Annotated in this window: 28 protein-coding genes; all 28 read right to left on the reverse strand. The window is 62.2% G+C overall.

Annotation, left to right across the window (positions count from 1 at the left end; translation table 11 throughout):
* The 28 genes from ACT01B_RS16065 to rplB all read right to left on the reverse strand — a co-directional run bounded on the left by ACT01B_RS16065 (nt 1) and on the right by rplB (nt 18432).
* Nucleotides 1–1293 carry a c-type cytochrome gene (locus ACT01B_RS16065; protein WP_445144239.1) on the reverse strand — a complete coding sequence of 431 codons (1293 nt, stop codon included), beginning with the start codon at nt 1291–1293 and terminating at the stop codon, nt 1–3.
* The gene (locus ACT01B_RS16070) at nt 1290–1976 is read right to left on the reverse strand and encodes a c-type cytochrome (protein WP_445147505.1); all 687 of its coding nucleotides are present in this window, start codon (nt 1974–1976) and stop codon (nt 1290–1292) included. Before ACT01B_RS16070 ends, ACT01B_RS16065 begins: the two co-directional genes overlap by 4 nt.
* 322 nt (nt 1977–2298) lie before the next feature.
* Nucleotides 2299–3948 carry an MASE1 domain-containing protein gene (locus tag ACT01B_RS16075; RefSeq protein ID WP_445144240.1) on the reverse strand — a complete coding sequence of 550 codons (1650 nt, stop codon included), beginning with the start codon at nt 3946–3948 and terminating at the stop codon, nt 2299–2301.
* A 305-nt stretch (nt 3949–4253) separates the two neighbouring features.
* Complete coding sequence (locus tag ACT01B_RS16080; RefSeq protein WP_445144241.1) at nt 4254–5624, reverse strand: class II 3-deoxy-7-phosphoheptulonate synthase; 1371 nt, start codon at nt 5622–5624, stop codon at nt 4254–4256.
* Nucleotides 5625–5650: 26 nt separating this feature from the next.
* The gene (locus ACT01B_RS16085) at nt 5651–6148 is read right to left on the reverse strand and encodes a disulfide bond formation protein B (protein WP_445144242.1); all 498 of its coding nucleotides are present in this window, start codon (nt 6146–6148) and stop codon (nt 5651–5653) included.
* A gap of 165 nt (nt 6149–6313) precedes the next feature.
* A complete protein-coding gene (gene rplQ / locus ACT01B_RS16090; RefSeq protein ID WP_445144243.1) occupies nt 6314–6694 on the reverse strand; it encodes a 50S ribosomal protein L17 in 381 nt (126 codons plus the stop codon).
* A gap of 316 nt (nt 6695–7010) precedes the next feature.
* A complete protein-coding gene (locus ACT01B_RS16095) occupies nt 7011–8009 on the reverse strand; it encodes a DNA-directed RNA polymerase subunit alpha (protein ID WP_266151942.1) in 999 nt (332 codons plus the stop codon).
* Between the two features lie 16 nt (nt 8010–8025).
* Nucleotides 8026–8652 (reverse strand): 30S ribosomal protein S4, encoded by a 627-nt coding sequence (gene rpsD, locus ACT01B_RS16100; RefSeq protein WP_445144244.1) that lies wholly within the window; start codon nt 8650–8652, stop codon nt 8026–8028.
* Nucleotides 8653–8663: 11 nt separating this feature from the next.
* Entirely contained in the window at nt 8664–9050 is a 387-nt protein-coding gene (gene rpsK, locus ACT01B_RS16105; RefSeq protein ID WP_007513384.1) for a 30S ribosomal protein S11, read from the reverse strand.
* Nucleotides 9051–9062: 12 nt separating this feature from the next.
* On the reverse strand, nt 9063–9419 hold the full coding sequence (gene rpsM, locus ACT01B_RS16110) for a 30S ribosomal protein S13 (protein ID WP_445144245.1): 357 nt from the start codon (nt 9417–9419) through the stop codon (nt 9063–9065).
* Between the two features lie 135 nt (nt 9420–9554).
* Nucleotides 9555–10880 carry a preprotein translocase subunit SecY gene (gene secY / locus ACT01B_RS16115; RefSeq protein ID WP_445144246.1) on the reverse strand — a complete coding sequence of 442 codons (1326 nt, stop codon included), beginning with the start codon at nt 10878–10880 and terminating at the stop codon, nt 9555–9557.
* A gap of 5 nt (nt 10881–10885) precedes the next feature.
* Nucleotides 10886–11317: a 50S ribosomal protein L15 gene (gene rplO / locus ACT01B_RS16120; protein WP_266151946.1), complete on the reverse strand. Its 432-nt coding sequence runs from the start codon at nt 11315–11317 to the stop codon at nt 10886–10888.
* A 5-nt stretch (nt 11318–11322) separates the two neighbouring features.
* A complete protein-coding gene (gene rpmD / locus ACT01B_RS16125) occupies nt 11323–11520 on the reverse strand; it encodes a 50S ribosomal protein L30 (RefSeq protein WP_046972898.1) in 198 nt (65 codons plus the stop codon).
* The gene (gene rpsE / locus ACT01B_RS16130; RefSeq protein ID WP_445144247.1) at nt 11513–12022 is read right to left on the reverse strand and encodes a 30S ribosomal protein S5; all 510 of its coding nucleotides are present in this window, start codon (nt 12020–12022) and stop codon (nt 11513–11515) included. The genes rpmD and rpsE overlap by 8 nt, the downstream gene beginning before the upstream one ends.
* A 117-nt stretch (nt 12023–12139) precedes the next feature.
* Nucleotides 12140–12499: a 50S ribosomal protein L18 gene (gene rplR, locus ACT01B_RS16135; RefSeq protein WP_445144248.1), complete on the reverse strand. Its 360-nt coding sequence runs from the start codon at nt 12497–12499 to the stop codon at nt 12140–12142.
* A gap of 101 nt (nt 12500–12600) precedes the next feature.
* Nucleotides 12601–13128: a 50S ribosomal protein L6 gene (rplF, locus tag ACT01B_RS16140; RefSeq protein ID WP_445144249.1), complete on the reverse strand. Its 528-nt coding sequence runs from the start codon at nt 13126–13128 to the stop codon at nt 12601–12603.
* A 10-nt stretch (nt 13129–13138) separates the two neighbouring features.
* Nucleotides 13139–13534 carry a 30S ribosomal protein S8 gene (rpsH, locus tag ACT01B_RS16145; RefSeq protein ID WP_445144250.1) on the reverse strand — a complete coding sequence of 132 codons (396 nt, stop codon included), beginning with the start codon at nt 13532–13534 and terminating at the stop codon, nt 13139–13141.
* Nucleotides 13535–13754: 220 nt separating this feature from the next.
* Nucleotides 13755–14060, reverse strand: a complete 306-nt coding sequence (gene rpsN, locus ACT01B_RS16150) for a 30S ribosomal protein S14 (RefSeq protein ID WP_445144251.1) — start codon at nt 14058–14060, stop codon at nt 13755–13757.
* Nucleotides 14061–14078: 18 nt separating this feature from the next.
* Nucleotides 14079–14621, reverse strand: a complete 543-nt coding sequence (rplE, locus tag ACT01B_RS16155) for a 50S ribosomal protein L5 (RefSeq protein WP_445147506.1) — start codon at nt 14619–14621, stop codon at nt 14079–14081.
* 7 nt (nt 14622–14628) lie between these two features.
* Nucleotides 14629–14943 (reverse strand): 50S ribosomal protein L24, encoded by a 315-nt coding sequence (rplX, locus tag ACT01B_RS16160; RefSeq protein WP_445144252.1) that lies wholly within the window; start codon nt 14941–14943, stop codon nt 14629–14631.
* A gap of 14 nt (nt 14944–14957) precedes the next feature.
* Nucleotides 14958–15326: a 50S ribosomal protein L14 gene (rplN, locus tag ACT01B_RS16165; RefSeq protein ID WP_266183056.1), complete on the reverse strand. Its 369-nt coding sequence runs from the start codon at nt 15324–15326 to the stop codon at nt 14958–14960.
* A 14-nt stretch (nt 15327–15340) separates the two neighbouring features.
* Nucleotides 15341–15601 (reverse strand): 30S ribosomal protein S17, encoded by a 261-nt coding sequence (gene rpsQ / locus ACT01B_RS16170; protein WP_445144253.1) that lies wholly within the window; start codon nt 15599–15601, stop codon nt 15341–15343.
* 12 nt (nt 15602–15613) lie between these two features.
* Nucleotides 15614–15799 carry a 50S ribosomal protein L29 gene (gene rpmC, locus ACT01B_RS16175; RefSeq protein WP_266151954.1) on the reverse strand — a complete coding sequence of 62 codons (186 nt, stop codon included), beginning with the start codon at nt 15797–15799 and terminating at the stop codon, nt 15614–15616.
* Between the two features lies 1 nt (nt 15800).
* On the reverse strand, nt 15801–16214 hold the full coding sequence (rplP, locus tag ACT01B_RS16180) for a 50S ribosomal protein L16 (protein WP_266183059.1): 414 nt from the start codon (nt 16212–16214) through the stop codon (nt 15801–15803).
* Nucleotides 16215–16225: 11 nt separating this feature from the next.
* A complete protein-coding gene (gene rpsC, locus ACT01B_RS16185) occupies nt 16226–16975 on the reverse strand; it encodes a 30S ribosomal protein S3 (protein WP_445144254.1) in 750 nt (249 codons plus the stop codon).
* A 15-nt stretch (nt 16976–16990) separates the two neighbouring features.
* Complete coding sequence (gene rplV, locus ACT01B_RS16190) at nt 16991–17326, reverse strand: 50S ribosomal protein L22 (protein ID WP_445144255.1); 336 nt, start codon at nt 17324–17326, stop codon at nt 16991–16993.
* Nucleotides 17326–17598 carry a 30S ribosomal protein S19 gene (rpsS, locus tag ACT01B_RS16195; protein ID WP_017461870.1) on the reverse strand — a complete coding sequence of 91 codons (273 nt, stop codon included), beginning with the start codon at nt 17596–17598 and terminating at the stop codon, nt 17326–17328. The genes rplV and rpsS overlap by 1 nt, the downstream gene beginning before the upstream one ends.
* A gap of 12 nt (nt 17599–17610) precedes the next feature.
* Nucleotides 17611–18432, reverse strand: coding sequence for a 50S ribosomal protein L2 (rplB, locus tag ACT01B_RS16200; RefSeq protein ID WP_445144256.1), 822 nt, complete (start codon nt 18430–18432; stop codon nt 17611–17613).
* Between the last annotated feature and the right edge of the window lie 7 nt (nt 18433–18439).

Here is an 18439-nt window from a genome sequence, read left to right on the forward strand (position 1 = left end):
TTAATCGACCGGCGTATGCCGATACTTGATCACATCACGTTCGAGTATCGGCGATGCCTTGTTCGACCATGATTGGCGGATATAGGTAACCACCGCGGCCACCTCGCGGTCGTTGAGCTGTTGGGCAAACGGCGGCATCGAGTAGGGCCGCGGGTTGCCGGCCGTAAGCGGCGAAAATCCACCGAGCAGCACCGCCCGCATCGCGTTGATGCCGGTCGGCTCGTTGACCGATGAATTGCCATTGAGCGGCGGATAGATACCCGCCACACCCTCGCCGTTATCGCCATGGCAGTCGGCGCAACGCGCGGCATATACCTTCGCCCCCTGGGCAAGAATCGGCGTGGTATCGAGTGGTGACTTGTCTTCCGCCAGCAACGGACGCGGTGGCAGCGATTGCAGATAGGTGGCGATCGCGCGCAGATCGTCTTCGTGCATATGCTGCGTGCTGTTCGCCACCACTTCGGCCATCGGTCCAAACGCGGTGCCACGCACCGACTGACCGTTCTTGAGCAGATCGACAATGTCCTGTTCGCTCCAGCCGGCCAGACCACCGTTGGCCTTGGTGCTGAGGTCGGGGGCATACCAGTCCTGCGCGGGGATCTGCCCGCCAGCCAGCGAGGGGCTGTTCTGCATGCCACCGAACGAATCACGTGGCGCATGGCATTCGTTGCAGTGCCCCAGACCCTGCACGAGGTAAGCGCCTCGATTCCATCTCTCCGACTGGGAAGGATCGGGCTGATACACCCCTTCCTGGAAATACAGCGCGCGCCATGCCTTCAGACTGTTGCGCACGTTGTAGGGAAAACCGAGACCCAGCGGTTTGGCGGGCTGCTGCACCGGCGCCAGCGATTGCAGGTAGGCGAAGATCGCCAAGGCATCGTCGTGGCTGACCTTGGTGAACGAGGTGTACGAGAACGCCGGATACAGCAGCTCGCCGTGACGCCCCTTGCCGCTATGCAGCGCCTGCCAGAAATCCTCGAAACTCCAGTTGCCCAGGCCGGTCGCTGGATCGGGGGTGATATTGGGCGCCGGAATATTGCCGAACGGCGTTGCCAGCACACGGCCACCGGCGTAGCGCGCACCGCCCTGTTCGGTATGGCATGACGCGCAATCGCCGACAGCGGCGAGATACTCGCCCCTGGCAATGAGCGCGGGATCGCTCAGCGTGGCGGCATCCACCTTGCTGGCTGCCTGCGATACCGGTGGCGTCTTGCCACCACGCAGCCACCAGCCGCCGACAAGCACCAAGGCCAGCAGCACGACGACCATGACGATCGAACGCATGCGCTTCATGCGCCGTCCCCCTTATCGCCCAGCACGCCGCAATGCAGCGGCGGCATCACCGAACCCGCGGGCTGGGCGTGCATATCCGCCGGCAGCTCGCGTCCTGCCAGCCAGGCGGATACGGCGCTGATATCGGACGCGCTCAAACGGTTGGCAATCTCCGACATGCAGTCCGGCGCCACCGTGGAGCGTGTCTTCGTGCGCCACGAACCCAGCTGGGAACTGATGTAGTCATAAGGCAGCCCCACCAGGCCCGGAATATCCGGTTTTACGCCAGTCAACTGACTGCCGTGGCAAGCGGCGCATGGCGGAATCTGGCGCGAGGGGTCGCCATGGGTCACCAGCTGCTCGCCGCGCGCGAGCGCTTCGGCGGAAAGACGCGGCATGGGCGAGCGTGTGTAGGGGACTTCTTGCGCGGAGAAGTACTCGGCGATCTCCTGCATGTATTCGGGGCTGAGCTGGCGCACCGTGTATTCCATCGGGCCGTACTTGCGCAGGCCGTCCTGGAAATCCTTCAACTGACGCGCCAGGTAGCCAGCCGGCTTGCCGGCCAAGCGAGGAAAGAAGCCGCTTTCGGGCGTGCCTTCGCCATGTACGCCATGGCAGGCCGTGCATGCGGCGATGCGCTGCTGGATGGTGTCGGGGATACGCGGGGGCGACGTCTCGTCCGCGTGCACTGTGGCCGTACCCATGAGGAAAAACAGGATGCATGCACTGACGACACGCCTGGCCTGGCACAGCTTCGCTGAGAGCCGCTTCATGATGATTCCGTATCCGCGTCGCCAACCGGGGCATCATCCCGGCGATGACGCCAGGCCTAATGAGTCAGCCAGCACCATGGGAGGGCTGTTCGGGGCCGGCCCGGTCGATTATAGGTCGCCGCTGCTATCGAACGAGGCCGAATCCGGCCAAAGTAGATGTTCGCGACATCGTGCCGCAGCGGCTTGAGCATGACGCGCCGCATGTCGTCGTCCCCTCATTCCACCGCGGAGGACGGAGGCTATGGCTGCCGAATCAGGCGGATGCTGCCTGATGAAAGGAGATCACGGGCGACACCAAGGGCGCAGCGCGCAAGGCATCGTGCAACAGCAGCGAAACGCCAAGCTGATCATGCGTATCACGCTCATGAACTATGCCGCCATAGATCTGTGCGCGGTCATGAACGCTGGGCATGCCCTGACCGTTCGTGCCGAGCAGCGAAACCACCTGCTTCCATTCCGGCGCAGGCCTGTCCCGATGAGCTTGCGCCGCGCGAGCACAAGTCATCCGCATGACCACCCAACGCCGCCCGTGCGTCTGACCACCGCGGATCTGCAGATGGATTCGCCTGACTGGCTCGCGGGCGAGCACATAGACCATCACTTCGCACGCCAGGCGATACAGCATCATGTGGACGTCCGGCGCCAGCTGCTCCAGCTCACGGCCCGCCAGATCGCATTCGTAGGTGGCGCCCACCAGGGCAGCGGCGCGCAGCAAGGGACCATCCTGAAACGTCGCCGGGACGCCACGCTCCCGCCACGTGCGCGGATAGAGTGCGTCGGCGAGCCGGTGCATCTCATGTTGCGTAATCGCGACATGCCGGGCATACATGTGTTCCAAGTTGTCCGGCAGCACGGGACGCAAGCGGTCGAGCAAGCGCTTCTGGCTGTCGCGCATGGACAGACCGATGCGTTCGAGCGCCTCGGCCGTCTGGCGCAGCCGCAGTTCTTCCTGGTACAGCCCCTGCTGCGCCAGCTCGAAGCCACGCAGTGCGTCACCCCCGTCATGCGTATCGCGCTGGCCCGCCGCGTGGGGAGCAAGGCGCGAGCCGAGCAGGAGCAAGGTCGAAATGGCAAAGGCAATCAGCGTCTGCGCCTGGATCACCGAGGGATCGCGCACCACGGTCTCGGTCAGCTGGACCGCCACGCTCGCCAGGGTGCCGGCCGCCGCCGCGCCCGGCCATCCATGCCGCAGGGTCATCCAGGCCACCGGCAGGAACATGGCGATACGACAGACTTGCATGGTTTCCGCGTTGCCCACGGACGCCAGCCAGGTCAGCAGCAACAACGGCGGTACCACGCCCAGTGCCACATCGCTGAAGAAACGTCCGCGCAGCGCGGCAAGCCATGCCACCGGTGTCCTGAGGCGAGCAAGCCAGGGCCGCAACGCGAGTGCGGCGGGCGCCAGCGTGAGCGCGCCCATGAAGCCGCCGAGAAAGTAACCGAGCACGATGCGGGCGGTGACCGCCGGCGCCTGTTGGCCATGTGGCATCTGCATCGTGGCCAGGGTCGCGGTGCTGGCCAGGGCCGTGACCAACGCGCCCACCAGAATCGTCGACAACACCATCGCCATGTTGACGCGGCCATCGGCGTGAAAAAGCGGCATGCGGCGACGGCACCAGGCAAAGGCTGGCGCACTGAACAGAATCGGCGGTATGGACATCAGGCTGGCCCAGACCCAGCCGAAGTCCTGTTGATTGCTCCAGCCCAGGTAGGTGACCGGCAGCGCTTCGCCAACGATCAGCGCAGGCCAGTAGCGGTACGGCACAAGCAGCAGACAGGCCACGCGCAGACCGGCGGGCAGGTTCCAATGCGAAACCGACATGCTGCGCAAAAGCATGTAGGACGCTGCATAGGCCAGGGCCACCGCCACATGCCCCATCCAGCCATCCGAGCGCAAGCGCACGCGTGATGCGCCTCCCCCATGTGTCGCCAATACGTTCAAGCGCTGTCCTGGCCCTGTCGGCTAATGCGTCCGGCAGTCACGGCCGGCGGTCGGTTGGATCATGTCTGGTAGCTCGCCGCGACGCCTGTCGAAGGCTTGATCCAAATCACGCGGCTTGACGCGAATTTGACCACATATTCATCGGTTATTCATCCCTTGCGCACGGCCACTCCATCGACGCTTCCGCGTGATGCAAAAGAAAAGCCCGGCATCTGCCAGGCATTTCAGAAACCAGGTGCGTGGACTGATGCCTCGCCGCGAGCGCCTCAGCCGCGCACACCCACCGACTTGCGCACGATCAGCATCGCCAGCTCCAGCGATTGTTCGTAGTTGAGACGCGGATCGACCATGGATTTGTAGGCGCGATCCAGATCCGCCTCATTGAGGTCGCGCGCACCACCCATGCATTCGGTCACGTCCTCTCCGGTCAGCTCCAGGTGCACACCGCCCAGCCGCGTGCCAGCCGCCGCATGGATATCGAACGCCTGGTCCAGCTCGCCGCGAATATTGTCAAAACGGCGCGTCTTGTAGCCGTTCGAGGTGGCTTCCGTATTGCCATGCATGGGATCGGCCACCCACAACACGCGCCGGCCCTCACGCTTGACCGCGTCGAGCAACGGCGGCAGCGCACGGCCAATCTGCGCATTGCCCATGCGATGGATCAGGGTCAGCCTGCCCGGCTCTTCGTCGGGATTGAGCGCTTCGATCAGCGGCAACAACTGTGCTGGCGTGACCGTCGGGCCGACCTTCACGGCGATCGGGTTGCGAATGCCGCGGAAGTACTCCACGTGAGCCCCGTCCAGCGCGGCGGTGCGCATGCCTATCCAAGGGAAATGGGTGGACAGGTTGAACCAGCCGCGATGCCTCGGTACCTGGCGCGTAAGCGCCTCTTCGTAATGCAGCAGCAGCGCTTCGTGCGAGGTGAAGAAGTCGACCCGCGAGAACCCCGCAATCGGACCGGCCAGGGTTTCCATGAAGCGCAGCGAGTCGCCGATCGCGGTCACCATGCGCCGGTATTCGACCGCCAACGGCGAATGCTCGACCCAGGCCAGATCCCAATATTCGGGATGATGGAGGTCGGCGAAACCGCCGTCGATCAGGGCGCGTACGAAATTCATGGTCAGCGCGGAATGCGCATGCGCCTGAATCAGTCGCTGCGGATCCGCTCGCCGCGCCTCGGGCGTGAATTCCGGGCTGTTGACCAGATCGCCGCGAAAGCTGGGAAGCGTCACGCCGTCGCGGGTTTCGGTATCCGTGGAACGCGGTTTCGCGTACTGGCCCGCAAATCGCCCGACCCGCAGCACCGGCTTTTTCAAGCCATGCACCAGCACCAGGCTCATCTGCAGCAGCACCTTGAGCCGATTGGAGATGATCGGGCTGGTGCAATCGGCAAAGCTTTCGGCGCAGTCACCGCCCTGCAGCAAAAAGCGCTGACCTTCCTGCGCTTCGCCCAAGGCCTGCCTGAGCGCCAGCACCTCCCAGGACGTCACCAGCGGCGGTAGCGAGGCAAGCTGACCGGTGGCGCGAGCCAGCTCGGCCGCATCCTCGTACAACGGCTGCTGCAGCGCTTGCCGCTGCTGCCAGCTGCCTGGGGTCCAGCCGGCTGGAACTTGCATCGAGGCGGGGCCAATAGACATGACGTGTGACATCGGAGGGCAGCCCATCAGGCGCGCTTGCGCGCGACCGCATAGATAGCGACAAAAGCCAACAACACGTACCAGACCAGGGTCCAGGCCGGCATCGGCAAACCGAATACGGGCTCGATCTTGGCGCACTCGCCCGAGCCGGTGAACACCATCTTAAGCACCTTGGCGAACGGGAACGTATCCACCATGTAGCCCAGATTGGGGCCGCAGGATGGAATCTGGTCGGCCGGCAACGTCTGCAACCACAGGTGCCTGGCTGCCGTGGCGATGCCACCGAGAGCGCCCACCAGTACGCCCACGGTATACACCCAACGACCGCCGCCGCGCGGCGCATGCAGGCCGCCGATGAGGAAAAACACCGCCATCACCAGGAAGGCAATGCGCTGAAAGATGCACAAAGGGCATGGAACCATGCCCAGCACGTGCTCCGCATAGAGGGCGTAGCCGAGCAGCGCAGCGCAGATAAAGAAGCCAGCGAGACAGGTAGTGCGGAACGACCAGCGAAATGGGTTCATGGCAGCCATGTTGCGTTGCGAAAGATCGACATTAACTGCTCAGTGCGACGCTGTCAGCCCATCGAATGACGCAGCCGCAAGACCCTGGTGATTACCGTATGCCCATAAAACAAAACCCCGGCAGGTGAACTGGCCGGGGTTTCGTAGAACACTTACTGGCGCTGCTTACTCGGCAGCCGTCTCGACGCGCGGACGATCGACCAGTTCGACGTACGCCATCGGCGCGTTGTCGCCCGGGCGGAAGCCGGCCTTGAGGATACGCAGGTAACCGCCGGGACGCTCGCGGTAACGGGGGCCCAGCTCGATGAACAGCTTGCCCACGGCTTCCTTATCGCGCAGACGCGCGAAAGCAAGGCGGCGATTGGCAACGCCATCGGTCTTGGCGAGCGTGATGAGCGGCTCGGCAACGCGACGGAGTTCCTTCGCCTTGGGAAGGGTGGTGCGAATAAGCTCGTGCTTGAACAGCGACGACGCCATGTTCTTGAACATGGCCTCGCGATGGCTGCTCGTGCGGTTGAGCTTGCGACCGGATTTCTGGTGGCGCATGGCAATACTCTCTTTGTCTGTTGTTATGAAAAGTCGGCGGTTAGGTCCGACTTCCCGCGGTTACCCGCTGATGAAGCCCTTCTTACTACGGGCTCTTATTGAGCAAGACGGCCAAAGCTGGCCGTTTCAGGTGTCTGCAAAATCCGAGGTAATCACACTCGCCAGACCACCAATACAGGCGACCAAAGGGGGCCGCCTAAAAAATCGCGCGGTTCTGAGACCGCTGTTGGCAGCTGGCGAGCGCACCGAAGCACGCTCGCCAGTTTGCCGGTACTACATACTGATAACAGGGCGATCGCGAACGATCGCCGATGCATCAGCCCAGCTGCATACCGTGGGACAAGCCCGGCGGCGGCCAGTTTTCGAGCTTCATGCCGAGTGCGAGACCACGCCCGCCCAGGACATCCTTGATTTCAGTCAGGGACTTCTTGCCAAGGTTCGGCGTCTTAAGCAGCTCGACTTCGGTCTTCTGAACCAGATCGCCGATGTAGTAGATGCTCTCGGCCTTCAGGCAGTTAGCCGAACGCACGGTGAGCTCCAGATCGTCGATCGGCCGCAGCAGCAACGGGTCGAAACCGCCCTTCTCCGCCTTGTCCGTAGCACTCTCGCGACGCGAGAAGTCACCGAACACCGACAGCTGGTCGTTGAGGATTTCGGCGGCCTTGCGAACCGCGTCTTCCGCACCGATGGTGCCATTGGTCTCGATATCCAGCACCAGTTTATCGAGGTTGGTGCGCTGCTCAACACGAGCCGCGTCAACTTCGTAGGCCACGCGAAGCACCGGCGCGAACGACGCGTCGAGCTGCAGGCGACCAATCGGACGAGCTTCATCGTCCGGGTGCTGGCGCGCGCTGGCCGGCTGATAGCCGACGCCGCGACGCACCTTCAAACGCATGTTGAGTGCGATGTCCTTGGTCAGATGGCAGATCACATGCTCGGGGTTGATGATTTCCACCGAGTGGTCGACGGCGATATCGCCGGCGGTGACCACGCCCTTGCCCTTCTTGGCCAAGGTCAGGGTGACTTCGTCACCCGAATGCTGGCGAATCGCCACATCCTTGAGGTTCAGCAGGACTTCGATCACGTCCTCCTGCAGACCCTCAAGCGTGGTGTACTCGTGCAGCACGCCATCAATTTCCACCTCGACGATGGCACTGCCAGGGATCGAGGAGAGCAGCACGCGGCGCAGCGCGTTGCCCAGGGTGTGGCCGAAACCACGCTCGAGCGGCTCGACCACCACCTTGGCGCGGTTGGCTCCGAGTTGCTCGACGCTGAGGCCGCGAGGCCGCAGCACGCTAGTAGACGAAACTGCCATGCAGGGCTCCGGTTGATTACTTCGAGTAAAGCTCAACGATCAAGCTCTCATTGATATCGGACGGCAGATCACCGCGGTCCGGCATCGCCTTGAACGTGCCCTCGAACTTCTTGGCATCGACTTCCACCCACTGGGGGCGCAAGTCCATGGTGTCAAACACGGTCGCCGCTTCCTGCACGCGCAGCTGGGTACGAGCACGCTCGGTGAGCGCCACTGCATCACCCGGACGCACCTGGTAGGAAGGAATGTTCACCTTCTTGCCATTGACCAGCACAGCCTTGTGGCTGACCAGCTGACGGGCCTGGGCACGCGTCACCGCGAAACCCATGCGGTAGACAACGTTGTCCAGACGGCTCTCGAGCAGGCGCAGCAGGTTCTCACCCGTGTTGCCCTTGAGAGTCGACGCCTTGCTGTAGTAATTGCTGAACTGACGCTCGAGCACACCGTAGATGCGCTTGACCTTCTGCTTTTCACGCAGCTGGTTGGCATAGTCGGACATGCGCATGCGCTTGTTGGCGCCATGCTGACCGGGCTTGTTTTCCAGCTTGCACTTGGAGTCGAGGGCGCGAGCCGGACTCTTCAGGCTGAGATCTGCACCCTCGCGGCGGGCGAGTTTGCAGGTAGCTCCACGATAACGGGCCATGGGTATGCTCCTTAGACTCGACGCTTCTTGGGGGGACGGCAGCCGTTATGCGGAATCGGCGTGACATCGATGATGTTGAGCACCTTGTAGCCCAAGGCATTCAGCGAACGCACGGCCGACTCACGGCCCGGGCCAGGGCCCTTGATGCGCACTTCCACGGTCTTCACACCGTAATCGCCTGCGGCGCGGCCAGCCTTTTCGGCGGCCACCTGGGCAGCGAACGGCGTGGACTTGCGCGAGCCGCGGAAACCCGCGCCGCCAGCAGTAGCCCACGACAGAGCGTTGCCCTGGCGATCGGTGATGGTGACGATGGTGTTGTTGAAGGAGGCTTGCACGTGGGCCACGGCATCCGTGACAACGCGCTTGATCTTCTTCTTGGTCTTGACCGGCTTAGCCATATTTAGGATCCGTTACTTCTTGATCGCGCGACGAGGACCCTTGCGGGTACGTGCGTTGGTACGCGTGCGCTGGCCGCGCACCGGCAGACCGCGGCGATGACGCAGGCCACGGTAGCAACCCAGATCCATCAGACGCTTGATAGCGATACCGACTTCACGGCGCAGGTCGCCTTCGACAACATACTTGCCGATCTCGTGGCGGAGCTTCTCCACCTCGCCCTCGCTGAGGGACTTGATTTGCGTGGTGGGAACCACGCCAGCGTCCACACAGACCTTCTTGGCCCGGCTGCGGCCGATGCCGAAAATGCTTTGCAGGCCAACCCAGACATGTTTCTGGACTGGCAAATTGACACCCGCGATGCGCGCCATGATGTACTTTCTCCGATGCGTTTCGTGCGCGGTAAACGCGCAATTCTAACCTTAATTAACCCAACAGGAAAGCCCTGCGGCACCCAGGTGCCGCCACTCTCCGATCCGGACCAAGCTCTACCACCCCAGCAGCCATCAGTTGCGGCGGAGATTGGCCTTCTTGAGCAGACTTTCGTACTGGTGACTGACCAAGTGCGCCTGCACCTGAGCAGTGAAATCCATCACCACAACCACCACGATCAGCAGAGAGGTGCCGCCGAAGTAGAACGGGACGTGCCAAGCTTTTTGCATGAACGATGGAACCAGACAGACCATCACCAGGTACAGCGCGCCGACACCGGTGAGACGGGTCATGACGTTGTCGATGTAGTCCGCCGTAGAGCGGCCCGGACGGATGCCCGGAATCAGAGCGCCAGAGCGCTTGAGATTGTCCGCCGTCTCCTGGGAGTTGAACACGATCGCCGTATAGAAGAAGGCAAACGTGATCACCAGCACCGCGAAGACGATGTCGTACAGGGGCTCGCCGGGGGTCAACGCCTGGGTCAGTTCCTGCACCCAGCGTGATTGATGCCCTGCGCCGAACCAGCTCGCCGCGGTTGCCGGGAACAGCAGCAAGCTCGAGGCGAAAATCGGCGGAATCACACCCGCCATATTGATCTTGAGCGGCAAATGCGAGGTCTGGTTCATATAGGCCCGCTGCCCGCCGGAGCGCCGTGCGTAGTTCACGGTAATCCGCCGCTGGGCGCGCTCCATGAAGACCACGAACGCCGTGACCGCGAGAATCAGACCCGCCACCATGATCATCTTGATCACGGACAGCTCGCCATTGCTTGCCATGGTCAGCGTATGCGCCACCGCACCCGGCAGGCCGGAGACGATACCGGCGAAGATCAGCAGCGAAATGCCGTTGCCGATACCGCGCTCGGTGATCTGCTCACCCAGCCACATCAGGAACATCGTGCCGGCCGTCAGGCCAACCACCGACGACATGACGAAACCCATGCCAGGCGTATACACCACCGGTGCGCCACCCAGAGCCGTTTGCTTCTGCAACGCCATGGCGATGCTGAAAGCCTGGAACGCCGCCAGACCCACCGTACCAAAGCGGGTGTAGGTGGTCATCTTGCGACGACCGGCCTCACCTTCCTTGCGTAGAGCCTGCAGGCTCGGGATCACCGAACCCATCATCTGCACCACGATGGATGCCGAGATGTAAGGCACCACGCCGAGTGCGAACACCGAGAAGCGTGCCAGCGAGCCACCCGAGAACATGTTGAACATGTTCATCAAGCCGCCGCCCTGCTCGATGAGGTTCGTCATGGCTTCCGGGTTGACACCGGGAACCGGGATGAAGGAACCGAGACGAAAAACGATCAGCGCACCAATCACAAAGAAGATGCGCTGACGCAGTTCCGTCAGCTTGCCAAGCGATCCGAGCGATGTGCCCTGGGCTGACGCCACTTCGATTACTCCACGCTGCCGCCGGCAGCTTCGATAGCTGCCTTGGCACCGGCCGTGGCGAGCACGCCAGAGAGCTTCACTGCGCGGCCGATCTCGCCCTTGGCGACGACCTTGACCTTCTTGGCGCGACTGTCGATGAGACCGGCCTGGTGCAGGACGATCGCGTCGATCACGTCAGCCTTGAGGGAGGCGAGCTGATACAGGAAAACTTCCTGGCTCTCGGCCTTCTTCAGCGAACGGAAACCGACCTTCGGCAGGCGGCGCTGCAGCGGCATCTGACCGCCTTCGAAACCGTACTTGTGGGTGCCGCCCGCGCGAGCGTGCTGACCCTTGTGACCGCGACCAGCGGTCTTGCCCAGGCCCGAACCGATACCGCGACCCACGCGAAGGCGGGTCTTGCGGGAACCGGCGGCCGGCTTGATGTCATTAAGACGCATGATGCTTACTCCTCAACCCGCACGAGGTAATAGACCGTATTGATCAAGCCACGCACCTGCGGGCTGTCCTTCAATTCACGGACATCGTTGAGCTTGCTCAGGCCGAGCGCCTTCACGCTCAGGCGATGGCGGCTCTGCACACCGCGCAGGCCTTTGACCAGGCGCACGCGCACGGTGGCGGCGGTTTCGTTGTTCTTAGCCATTGCCCAGCACCTCTTCCAGGGTCTTGCCGCGCTTGGCAGCGATCTGCTTCGGCGAGGCAACGGCCTGCAGGCCCTTGATGGTGGCGCGCACCAGGTTGATCGGGTTGCGCGAACCGACGGCCTTGGCCAGCACGTTCTTCACACCGACCACTTCCAGCACAGCGCGCATGGCGCCACCGGCGATCACGCCAGTACCTTCGGAAGCCGGCTGCATGAAGACGCGGGCTGCACCGTGGTTGGCCTTGATGGCGTACCACAGGGTGCCGTTGTTGAGATCGATGCTCACCATGTTGCGGCGGGCGCGTTCCATGGCCTTGGAGATGGCGACCGGCACTTCACGCGCCTTGCCATAACCAAAACCCACACGACCTTCGCCATCACCGACAACAGTCAGCGCGGTGAAGCTCATCTGGCGGCCACCCTTAACGGTCTTGGCCACGCGGTTGACGGCGATCAGCTTTTCGAGCAGGCCGTCTGAATTTTCGCGATCGGTAGAAGACATGTTCTTTTCCGTGTGCCCGGCGAACCGGGACTTTGCTTGCGGCTGAGCCGCTTGGAGTTGTAGGTACTTCAGGTGGAATCAAGTGCCGGCGGTTGCCGGCACCCAACCCCGACCGGCTTAGAACTTCAAGCCGGCTTCGCGAGCCGCATCGGCCAAAGCCTTGATGCGACCGTGGTAACGGAAGCCCGAGCGATCGAACGCCACAGCTTCAATACCAGCAGCCAGCGCGCGCTCAGCCACCGCCTTGCCGACGGCCACAGCCGCCTCAAGATTCTTGGTGCCCTTCAGGCCTTCTGCCAGCGACTTCTGCACCGTGGAGGCCGCAGCCACCACGTTCTTGCCGGTAGCGTCGAACACCTGCGCATACAGGTGCTGACCGGTGCGATGCACCGACAGACGCGCAACGCCGAGCGTGCGGATGTGCGAGCGGGTCGACTTGGCGCGACGCAGACGGGATTCGTTCTTGTTCATAGTCATAATTCCTGGAAGCGGATCGGCAAGTAGCTGGTAGAGGCTCTTTGTGAAGAGTGCGGCCATGGATGGCCGCTCCCACACGCAGGGACAGCGTACTAACTCACTTACGCCTTCTTGGCTTCCTTCAGCGTGATCTTCTCGCCCGAGTAACGGACGCCCTTGCCCTTATAAGGCTCCGGCGGACGGAACGAGCGGATCTTGGCAGCCACCTCACCCACGCGCTGCTTGTCGAAACCCTTGATCAGGATTTCGGTCTGCGTCGGGGTTTCGATGCTGATGCCTTCCGGCGCTTCGAACACTACCGGGTGGGAGAAGCCCAGGGCGATATTCAGCGACTTGCCAGCCATTGAGGCGCGGTAACCCACGCCGACCAGCTCGAGCTTGCGCTCGTAACCGTCGGACACGCCCTTGACCATATTGGCGAGCAGCGCACGCAAGGTTCCGCCGAACTTGTCGTCGGCGCCTTCGGCGACCTGGATGTTCGCCACGCCGTCGGTGACGCTAACGGAAGCACCGGGGAGCGCGTGCATCGACAGGGTGCCCTTGGCGCCCTTCACGGTGACGCCATTGGCATCGACCTTCAGCTCGACGCCCTTCGGCAGAGAAATCGGTTTCTTGGCAACACGGGACATCGTCGGCTCCTTATGCGACCAGACCGATGACTTCGCCGCCCAGACCCTTGGCACGGGCCTGCGCGTCGGTCAGCAGACCGGCAGAAGTCGAGATGATCGAAATACCGAGACCGCCAAGCACCTTCGGCAACTCGTCCTTGCCGCGATAAACGCGCAGGCCGGAGCGGCTGATACGGCTAATGGTCTCGATGGCCGGACGGCCTTCGAAATACTTGAGCTTGATCTCGAGCACCGGCTTGCCCTCCTCGGAGGAGGTCTTGGCGTCGAGGATATAGCCCTCATTCTTGAGAAGGTTGGCGATCGCCACCTTCACCTTCGACGATGGCATGTTTACGGCCGGCTTGCCCGTGAGCTGGGCATTGCGAATGCGCGTAAACAGATCGGCGATGGGATCAGTCATGCTCATGAAAACATCCTTCAGAGTGCACCGATATCCGAAAAACCGGAAATCAATTCAATTGTGTGCCGGCATAACGCCGGTCTGCTTGATGCAGACCGTCGACTATAGCAGCTTTTTCCGGTTTTGCGAACATCGGTGCGTCAGTCGCACCAACAACGGCAGGCACGGGCCCGCCGCTGCATCGAGTGACGACGGACCGTAGCCCGTCATCCCTCAGTTTGAGGTCTTACCAGCTGGCCTTGCGCAGGCCAGGAACGTCGCCACGCATGGTGGCTTCGCGCAGCTTGTTACGGCCAAGGCCGAACTTCTGGTACACGGCGCGCGGACGACCCGTCAGAGCGCAGCGGGTGCGCTGGCGAGACGGGCTCGCGTCGCGCGGCAGCTTCTGCAGCTTGGTCTGGGCGTCCATCTTCTCCTCATAGGAGGCGGTGGGGCTCAGCACAATCGCCTTGAATTCGGCGCGCTTGGCGGCGTACTTCTTGACGAGCTTGGTCCGCTTGATATCGCGGTTGACCATCGAGGTCTTTGCCATAGGTATCTCTCGCGTGTATCAGTTGCGGAACGGGAAGCTGAAAGCTTCCAGCAGCGCCTTGGCTTCTTCGTCGCTCTTGGCGGTGGTGGTGATGGAGATATCCATGCCACGCAGCGCGTCGATCGCGTCGAAATCGATTTCGGGGAAGATGATCTGTTCCTTCACACCGAAGTTGTAGTTGCCACGGCCGTCGAAGGCGCGACCGGACACACCGCGGAAGTCGCGCGTACGCGGCAACGAGATGTTGATCAGGCGGTCGAGGAACTCCCACATCTGGGCGCGGCGCAAGGTGACCTTGCAACCGATCGGCCAGCCGTCGCGGATCTTGAACGAGGCGACGGAAACGCGCGCCTTGGTCGTGATCGGCTTCTGACCGGCGATCTTGGCCATATCGGCCACGGCGTTCTCGAGCACTTTCTTGTTGCCCGCCGCTTCGCCCACGCCCATGTTCAGCGTGATCTTGGTGATGCGGGGAACCTGCATCACGTTCTCGTAGCCGAAGCGCTCAGTGAGCTTCTGCACTACCTGGTCTTTATAAAAAGTTTCAAGGCGCGTCATGATTGATTCCTTACGCGTCCACGACCTCGCCAGACGAACGGAACACGCGGACCTTGCGCCCATCAGAGAGCGTCTTGGCACCTACGCGTTCACCCTTGTTCGTGGCGGGGTTGAACAGCTGCACGTTGGAGAGATGGATCGAAGCCTCACGCTCGACGATGCCGCCGGCCTGGTTGGCCTGCGGATTCGGCTTGGTGTGACGCTTGATCAGATTCACGTTGGAGACGAACACGCGATCGCCATCAACGCGCAGCACGTCGCCGCGCTGACCCTTGTTTTTGCCAGTGATCACGAGGACCTGATCACCCTTGCGGATACGGTTCATGGTCTGATCTCCGCTCAGAGCACTTCGGGTGCGAGAGAGACGATCTTCATGAACTTCTCGCTGCGCAGCTCGCGAGTGACCGGCCCGAAAATACGGGTTCCGATCGGCTCGAGCTTGTTGTTGAGGAGGACCGCTGCATTGCCGTCGAAACGGATCAGCGAGCCATCGGGACGGCGCACACCCTTGGCGGTACGAACCACCACGGCGTTGTACACCTCGCCCTTCTTCACCTTGCCACGGGGGATGGCATCTTTCACGGTGACTTTGATCACGTCACCGATTCCGGCGTAACGACGCTTGGAGCCGCCGAGCACCTTGATGCACATCAGTTCACGTGCGCCGCTGTTGTCCGCTGCGGAAAGCGTGCTTTGCATCTGGATCATGTTTGCAGCCTCCCTTAGACGGCAGCGCGTGTGATGATTTCAACCACGCGGTGATGTTTGGTCTTGGACAAGGGACGGCACTCTGCGATGCGGACGAGGTCACCCTCGTTCGCGCCCAGGTCGTCCTGCGCATGAAGCTTGGTCGAACGTCGAATGATCTTGCCGATCAGCGGATGCTGTTCCTGGCGCTCGATCAGGACGGTGACCGTCTTGTCCATCTTGTTGCTGATGACGCGGCCCTCAAGGGTGCGCGTCTGTTTTTTGGTGTCGCTCATATCGGCCGTCCCTTACTTCTTGCCGCCGAGCACGAACTTCGTGCGGGCGATGTCGCGCCGAACGCGGCGCAGCTGGTGCGGCTGGTTGAGCTGGCCGGTGCCTTTCTGCATACGCAGGTTGAACTGCTCTTTACGCAGATCCAGCAGATGCTTGTTCAGCTCTTCGGCCGTCTTGGTGGTTAGTTCTTTGATGGCCATATCACATCACCGCCCGGGTCACGAATTGGGTCTGGATCGAGAGCTTGGCCGCGGCCAGGCGGAACGCCTCGCGTGCGGTGGCCTCGTCGATACCCTCGATTTCATAAAGCATGCGGCCCGGCTGGATCGGAGCTACCCAGTACTCGACGCCACCCTTACCTGCACCCATTCGAACTTCAATGGGCTTCTTGGTGATCGGCTTGTCGGGGTATACACGGATCCAGAGCTTGCCACCACGCTTGACGAAGCGGGTGATGCAACGACGGGCGGCCTCGATCTGGCGTGCGGTGAGCATGCCGTGCGTGGTTGCCTTCAGGCCATACTCGCCAAAGCTGACGAGATTGGAGCAGAAAGCCAGACCGTCGTTACGGCCCTTGAACTGCTTACGGTATTTGGTTCGCTTAGGTTGCAGCATGGCAACTCTCCTTACTTCGCCGTCCGCTCGCGACGGCCTTCACCGCCCTCGCGACGCGCATCACGACGACCCTCACCACCCTCACGGCGCGGCTGGGACTGCTCTTCCTTCGACTCTTGGCTGGCCTGAGCAAGATCAAAGATCTCGCCCTTATAGACCCACACCTTGATGCCAATGATGCCGTAGGTGGTCTTCGCCTCGGCGAAGCCGTAGTCGATGTCGGCGCGCAGCGTATGCAGCGGCACGCGACCTTCGCGGCTCCATTCGGAACGGGCAATCTCAGCGCCGTTCAGACGACCAGAGACATTGATCTTGATACCCAGGGCGCCGAGGCGCATCGCGTTGCCGACCGCACGCTTCATGGCGCGGCGGAACATGATGCGACGCTCCAGCTGCTGCGCGATCGATTCGGCAACCAGCTGTGCGTCCAGCTCAGGCTTGCGCACTTCGCTGACATTGATGTGCGCCGGAACGCCCAACATGTCGCTCACTTCCTTGCGCAGCTTCTCGATATCCTCGCCCTTCTTGCCGATCACCACGCCCGGACGGGCGGTGTGAATCGTCACGCGTGCGGTCTTGGCCGGACGCTCGATGAGGATTTTCGAAATGCCGGCCTGAGCCAGCTTCTTGCGCAGCATCTCGCGGACCTTAAGGTCGGCCACGAGGTACTGGGCGTATTCGCCCTTATTGGCGTACCACTTCGAGTTCCAGTCCTTGGCAATGCCGAGGCGGATACCGGTGGGATGAACTTTATGACCCATCGTCTACGTCCTCAGTCAGTTGCCAACGACCACAGTGATGTGGCTCGTGCGCTTCAGGATGCGGGAACCGCGGCCTTTGGCGCGGGCGTGCATACGCTTCATCGCCGGACCTTCGTCCACGAAGATGCGCGAGACCTTCAAGTCGTCCACGTCAGCGCCGAGGTTGTTCTCAGCGTTGGCGACGGCCGACAGCAGCACCTTGCGAACAAGGGTTGCGGCTTTCTTGTTGGTGAATTGCAGCACATCGCTGGCCCGGCCCACGGGCATACCGCGGACCAGATCGGCAACCAGGCGTGCCTTCTGCGCCGAAATGCGGGCGCTGCGCAGGATCGCTTTGGCTTCAGTGCTCATCACTTGCCCTTCTTGTCGCCGCCATGGCCCTTGAAGGTACGGGTCACCGCGAACTCGCCGAGCTTGTGCCCGACCATGTTCTCGTTGACCAGCACGGGGACATGCTGGCGGCCATTGTGGATGGCGATGGTCAGACCAACCATCTCCGGCAGGATCATCGAGCGACGCGACCAGGTCTTGATCGGACGCTTGTTATTGGCGGAAACGGCGGCTTCCACCTTCTTTACGAGGTGCAGGTCGACAAACGGACCTTTCTTTAGAGAGCGCGGCATAATCGTTTCCTATTACTTGCGACGACGCACGATGAACTGCTGGGTGCGCTTGTTATTGCGCGTCTTGTAACCCTTGGTCGGCGTGCCCCACGGGCTGACCGGATGACGGCCGCCAGAGGTTTTGCCTTCACCACCGCCATGCGGATGGTCGACCGGGTTCATCACCACACCGCGAACGGTCGGACGAATACCCAACCAACGCTTGGCGCCAGCCTTGCCCAGCTTCTTCAAGCTGTGCTCGCTGTTGCCGACTTCGCCGATGGTGGCGCGGCAGTCGACCGGCACGCGGCGCATTTCGCCCGAGCGCAGACGCAGCGTGGCGTAACCCGACTCGCGAGCGACCAGCTGGACCGAAGCACCGGCGGAACGTGCAATCTGCGCGCCCTTGCCCGGCTTCATCTCGATGCAGTGAATGGTGCTACCGACCGGGATGCTACGCAGCGGCAGGCTGTTGCCAGCCTTGATCGGCGCGTCGCTGCCCGACACCAGGCGGTCACCCGCCTGCACGCCCTTCGGCGCGATGATGTAGCGGCGCTCGCCGTCGGCGTAGCACAGCAACGCGATGTGCGCGGTGCGGTTCGGATCGTATTCAATGCGCTCGACGCGGGCGGCAATGCCTTCCTTGTCGCGCTTGAAGTCGATGATGCGGTAACGCTGCTTGTGACCACCACCCTGGTGACGAACGGTGATGCGACCGTAGTGGTTGCGACCGCCGTTCTTGGTCTTTGCCTCGGTCAACGCCGCGTACGGCGCGCCCTTGTGCAGACCCTCGGTGCGGACGCTGACTGCGTCGCGGCGTCCTGGGGAGGTCGGCTTATGAGTAATTAATGCCATCTCACAA

Source organism: Dyella sp. Tek66A03, from assembly GCF_052567735.1.

Bases quoted from the DNA above. Each gene is read 5' to 3' on its own strand.
- ACT01B_RS16065 (WP_445144239.1), bottom strand. From the start codon at position 1,293: ATGAAGCGCATGCGTTCGATCGTCATGGTCGTCGTGCTGCTGGCCTTG.
- rplF (WP_445144249.1), bottom strand. From the start codon at position 13,128: ATGTCCCGTGTTGCCAAGAAACCGATTTCTCTGCCGAAGGGCGTCGAG.
- rplO (WP_266151946.1), bottom strand. From the start codon at position 11,317: ATGCGTCTTAATGACATCAAGCCGGCCGCCGGTTCCCGCAAGACCCGC.
- rpmC (WP_266151954.1), bottom strand. From the start codon at position 15,799: ATGGCCATCAAAGAACTAACCACCAAGACGGCCGAAGAGCTGAACAAG.
- rpsD (WP_445144244.1), bottom strand. From the start codon at position 8,652: ATGGCCCGTTATCGTGGAGCTACCTGCAAACTCGCCCGCCGCGAGGGT.
- rplV (WP_445144255.1), bottom strand. From the start codon at position 17,326: ATGAGCACTGAAGCCAAAGCGATCCTGCGCAGCGCCCGCATTTCGGCG.
- rpsH (WP_445144250.1), bottom strand. From the start codon at position 13,534: ATGAGCATGACTGATCCCATCGCCGATCTGTTTACGCGCATTCGCAAT.
- rplN (WP_266183056.1), bottom strand. From the start codon at position 15,326: ATGATCCAGATGCAAAGCACGCTTTCCGCAGCGGACAACAGCGGCGCA.
- rplP (WP_266183059.1), bottom strand. From the start codon at position 16,214: ATGCTGCAACCTAAGCGAACCAAATACCGTAAGCAGTTCAAGGGCCGT.
- rplQ (WP_445144243.1), bottom strand. From the start codon at position 6,694: ATGCGCCACCAGAAATCCGGTCGCAAGCTCAACCGCACGAGCAGCCAT.
- ACT01B_RS16080 (WP_445144241.1), bottom strand. From the start codon at position 5,624: ATGTCTATTGGCCCCGCCTCGATGCAAGTTCCAGCCGGCTGGACCCCA.
- ACT01B_RS16070 (WP_445147505.1), bottom strand. From the start codon at position 1,976: ATGGGTACGGCCACAGTGCACGCGGACGAGACGTCGCCCCCGCGTATC.
- rpmD (WP_046972898.1), bottom strand. From the start codon at position 11,520: ATGGCTAAGAACAACGAAACCGCCGCCACCGTGCGCGTGCGCCTGGTC.
- rpsS (WP_017461870.1), bottom strand. From the start codon at position 17,598: ATGCCGCGCTCTCTAAAGAAAGGTCCGTTTGTCGACCTGCACCTCGTA.
- rplB (WP_445144256.1), bottom strand. From the start codon at position 18,432: ATGGCATTAATTACTCATAAGCCGACCTCCCCAGGACGCCGCGACGCA.
- rpsC (WP_445144254.1), bottom strand. From the start codon at position 16,975: ATGGGTCATAAAGTTCATCCCACCGGTATCCGCCTCGGCATTGCCAAG.
- ACT01B_RS16085 (WP_445144242.1), bottom strand. From the start codon at position 6,148: ATGAACCCATTTCGCTGGTCGTTCCGCACTACCTGTCTCGCTGGCTTC.
- rpsQ (WP_445144253.1), bottom strand. From the start codon at position 15,601: ATGAGCGACACCAAAAAACAGACGCGCACCCTTGAGGGCCGCGTCATC.
- rpsK (WP_007513384.1), bottom strand. From the start codon at position 9,050: ATGGCTAAGCCGGTCAAGACCAAGAAGAAGATCAAGCGCGTTGTCACG.
- rpsM (WP_445144245.1), bottom strand. From the start codon at position 9,419: ATGGCGCGCATCGCGGGTGTCAATTTGCCAGTCCAGAAACATGTCTGG.
- rplR (WP_445144248.1), bottom strand. From the start codon at position 12,499: ATGACTATGAACAAGAACGAATCCCGTCTGCGTCGCGCCAAGTCGACC.
- ACT01B_RS16095 (WP_266151942.1), bottom strand. From the start codon at position 8,009: ATGGCAGTTTCGTCTACTAGCGTGCTGCGGCCTCGCGGCCTCAGCGTC.
- rpsE (WP_445144247.1), bottom strand. From the start codon at position 12,022: ATGTCTTCTACCGATCGCGAAAATTCAGACGGCCTGCTCGAAAAGCTG.
- rplX (WP_445144252.1), bottom strand. From the start codon at position 14,943: ATGAACCGTATCCGCAAGGGTGATCAGGTCCTCGTGATCACTGGCAAA.
- rpsN (WP_445144251.1), bottom strand. From the start codon at position 14,060: ATGGCAAAGACCTCGATGGTCAACCGCGATATCAAGCGGACCAAGCTC.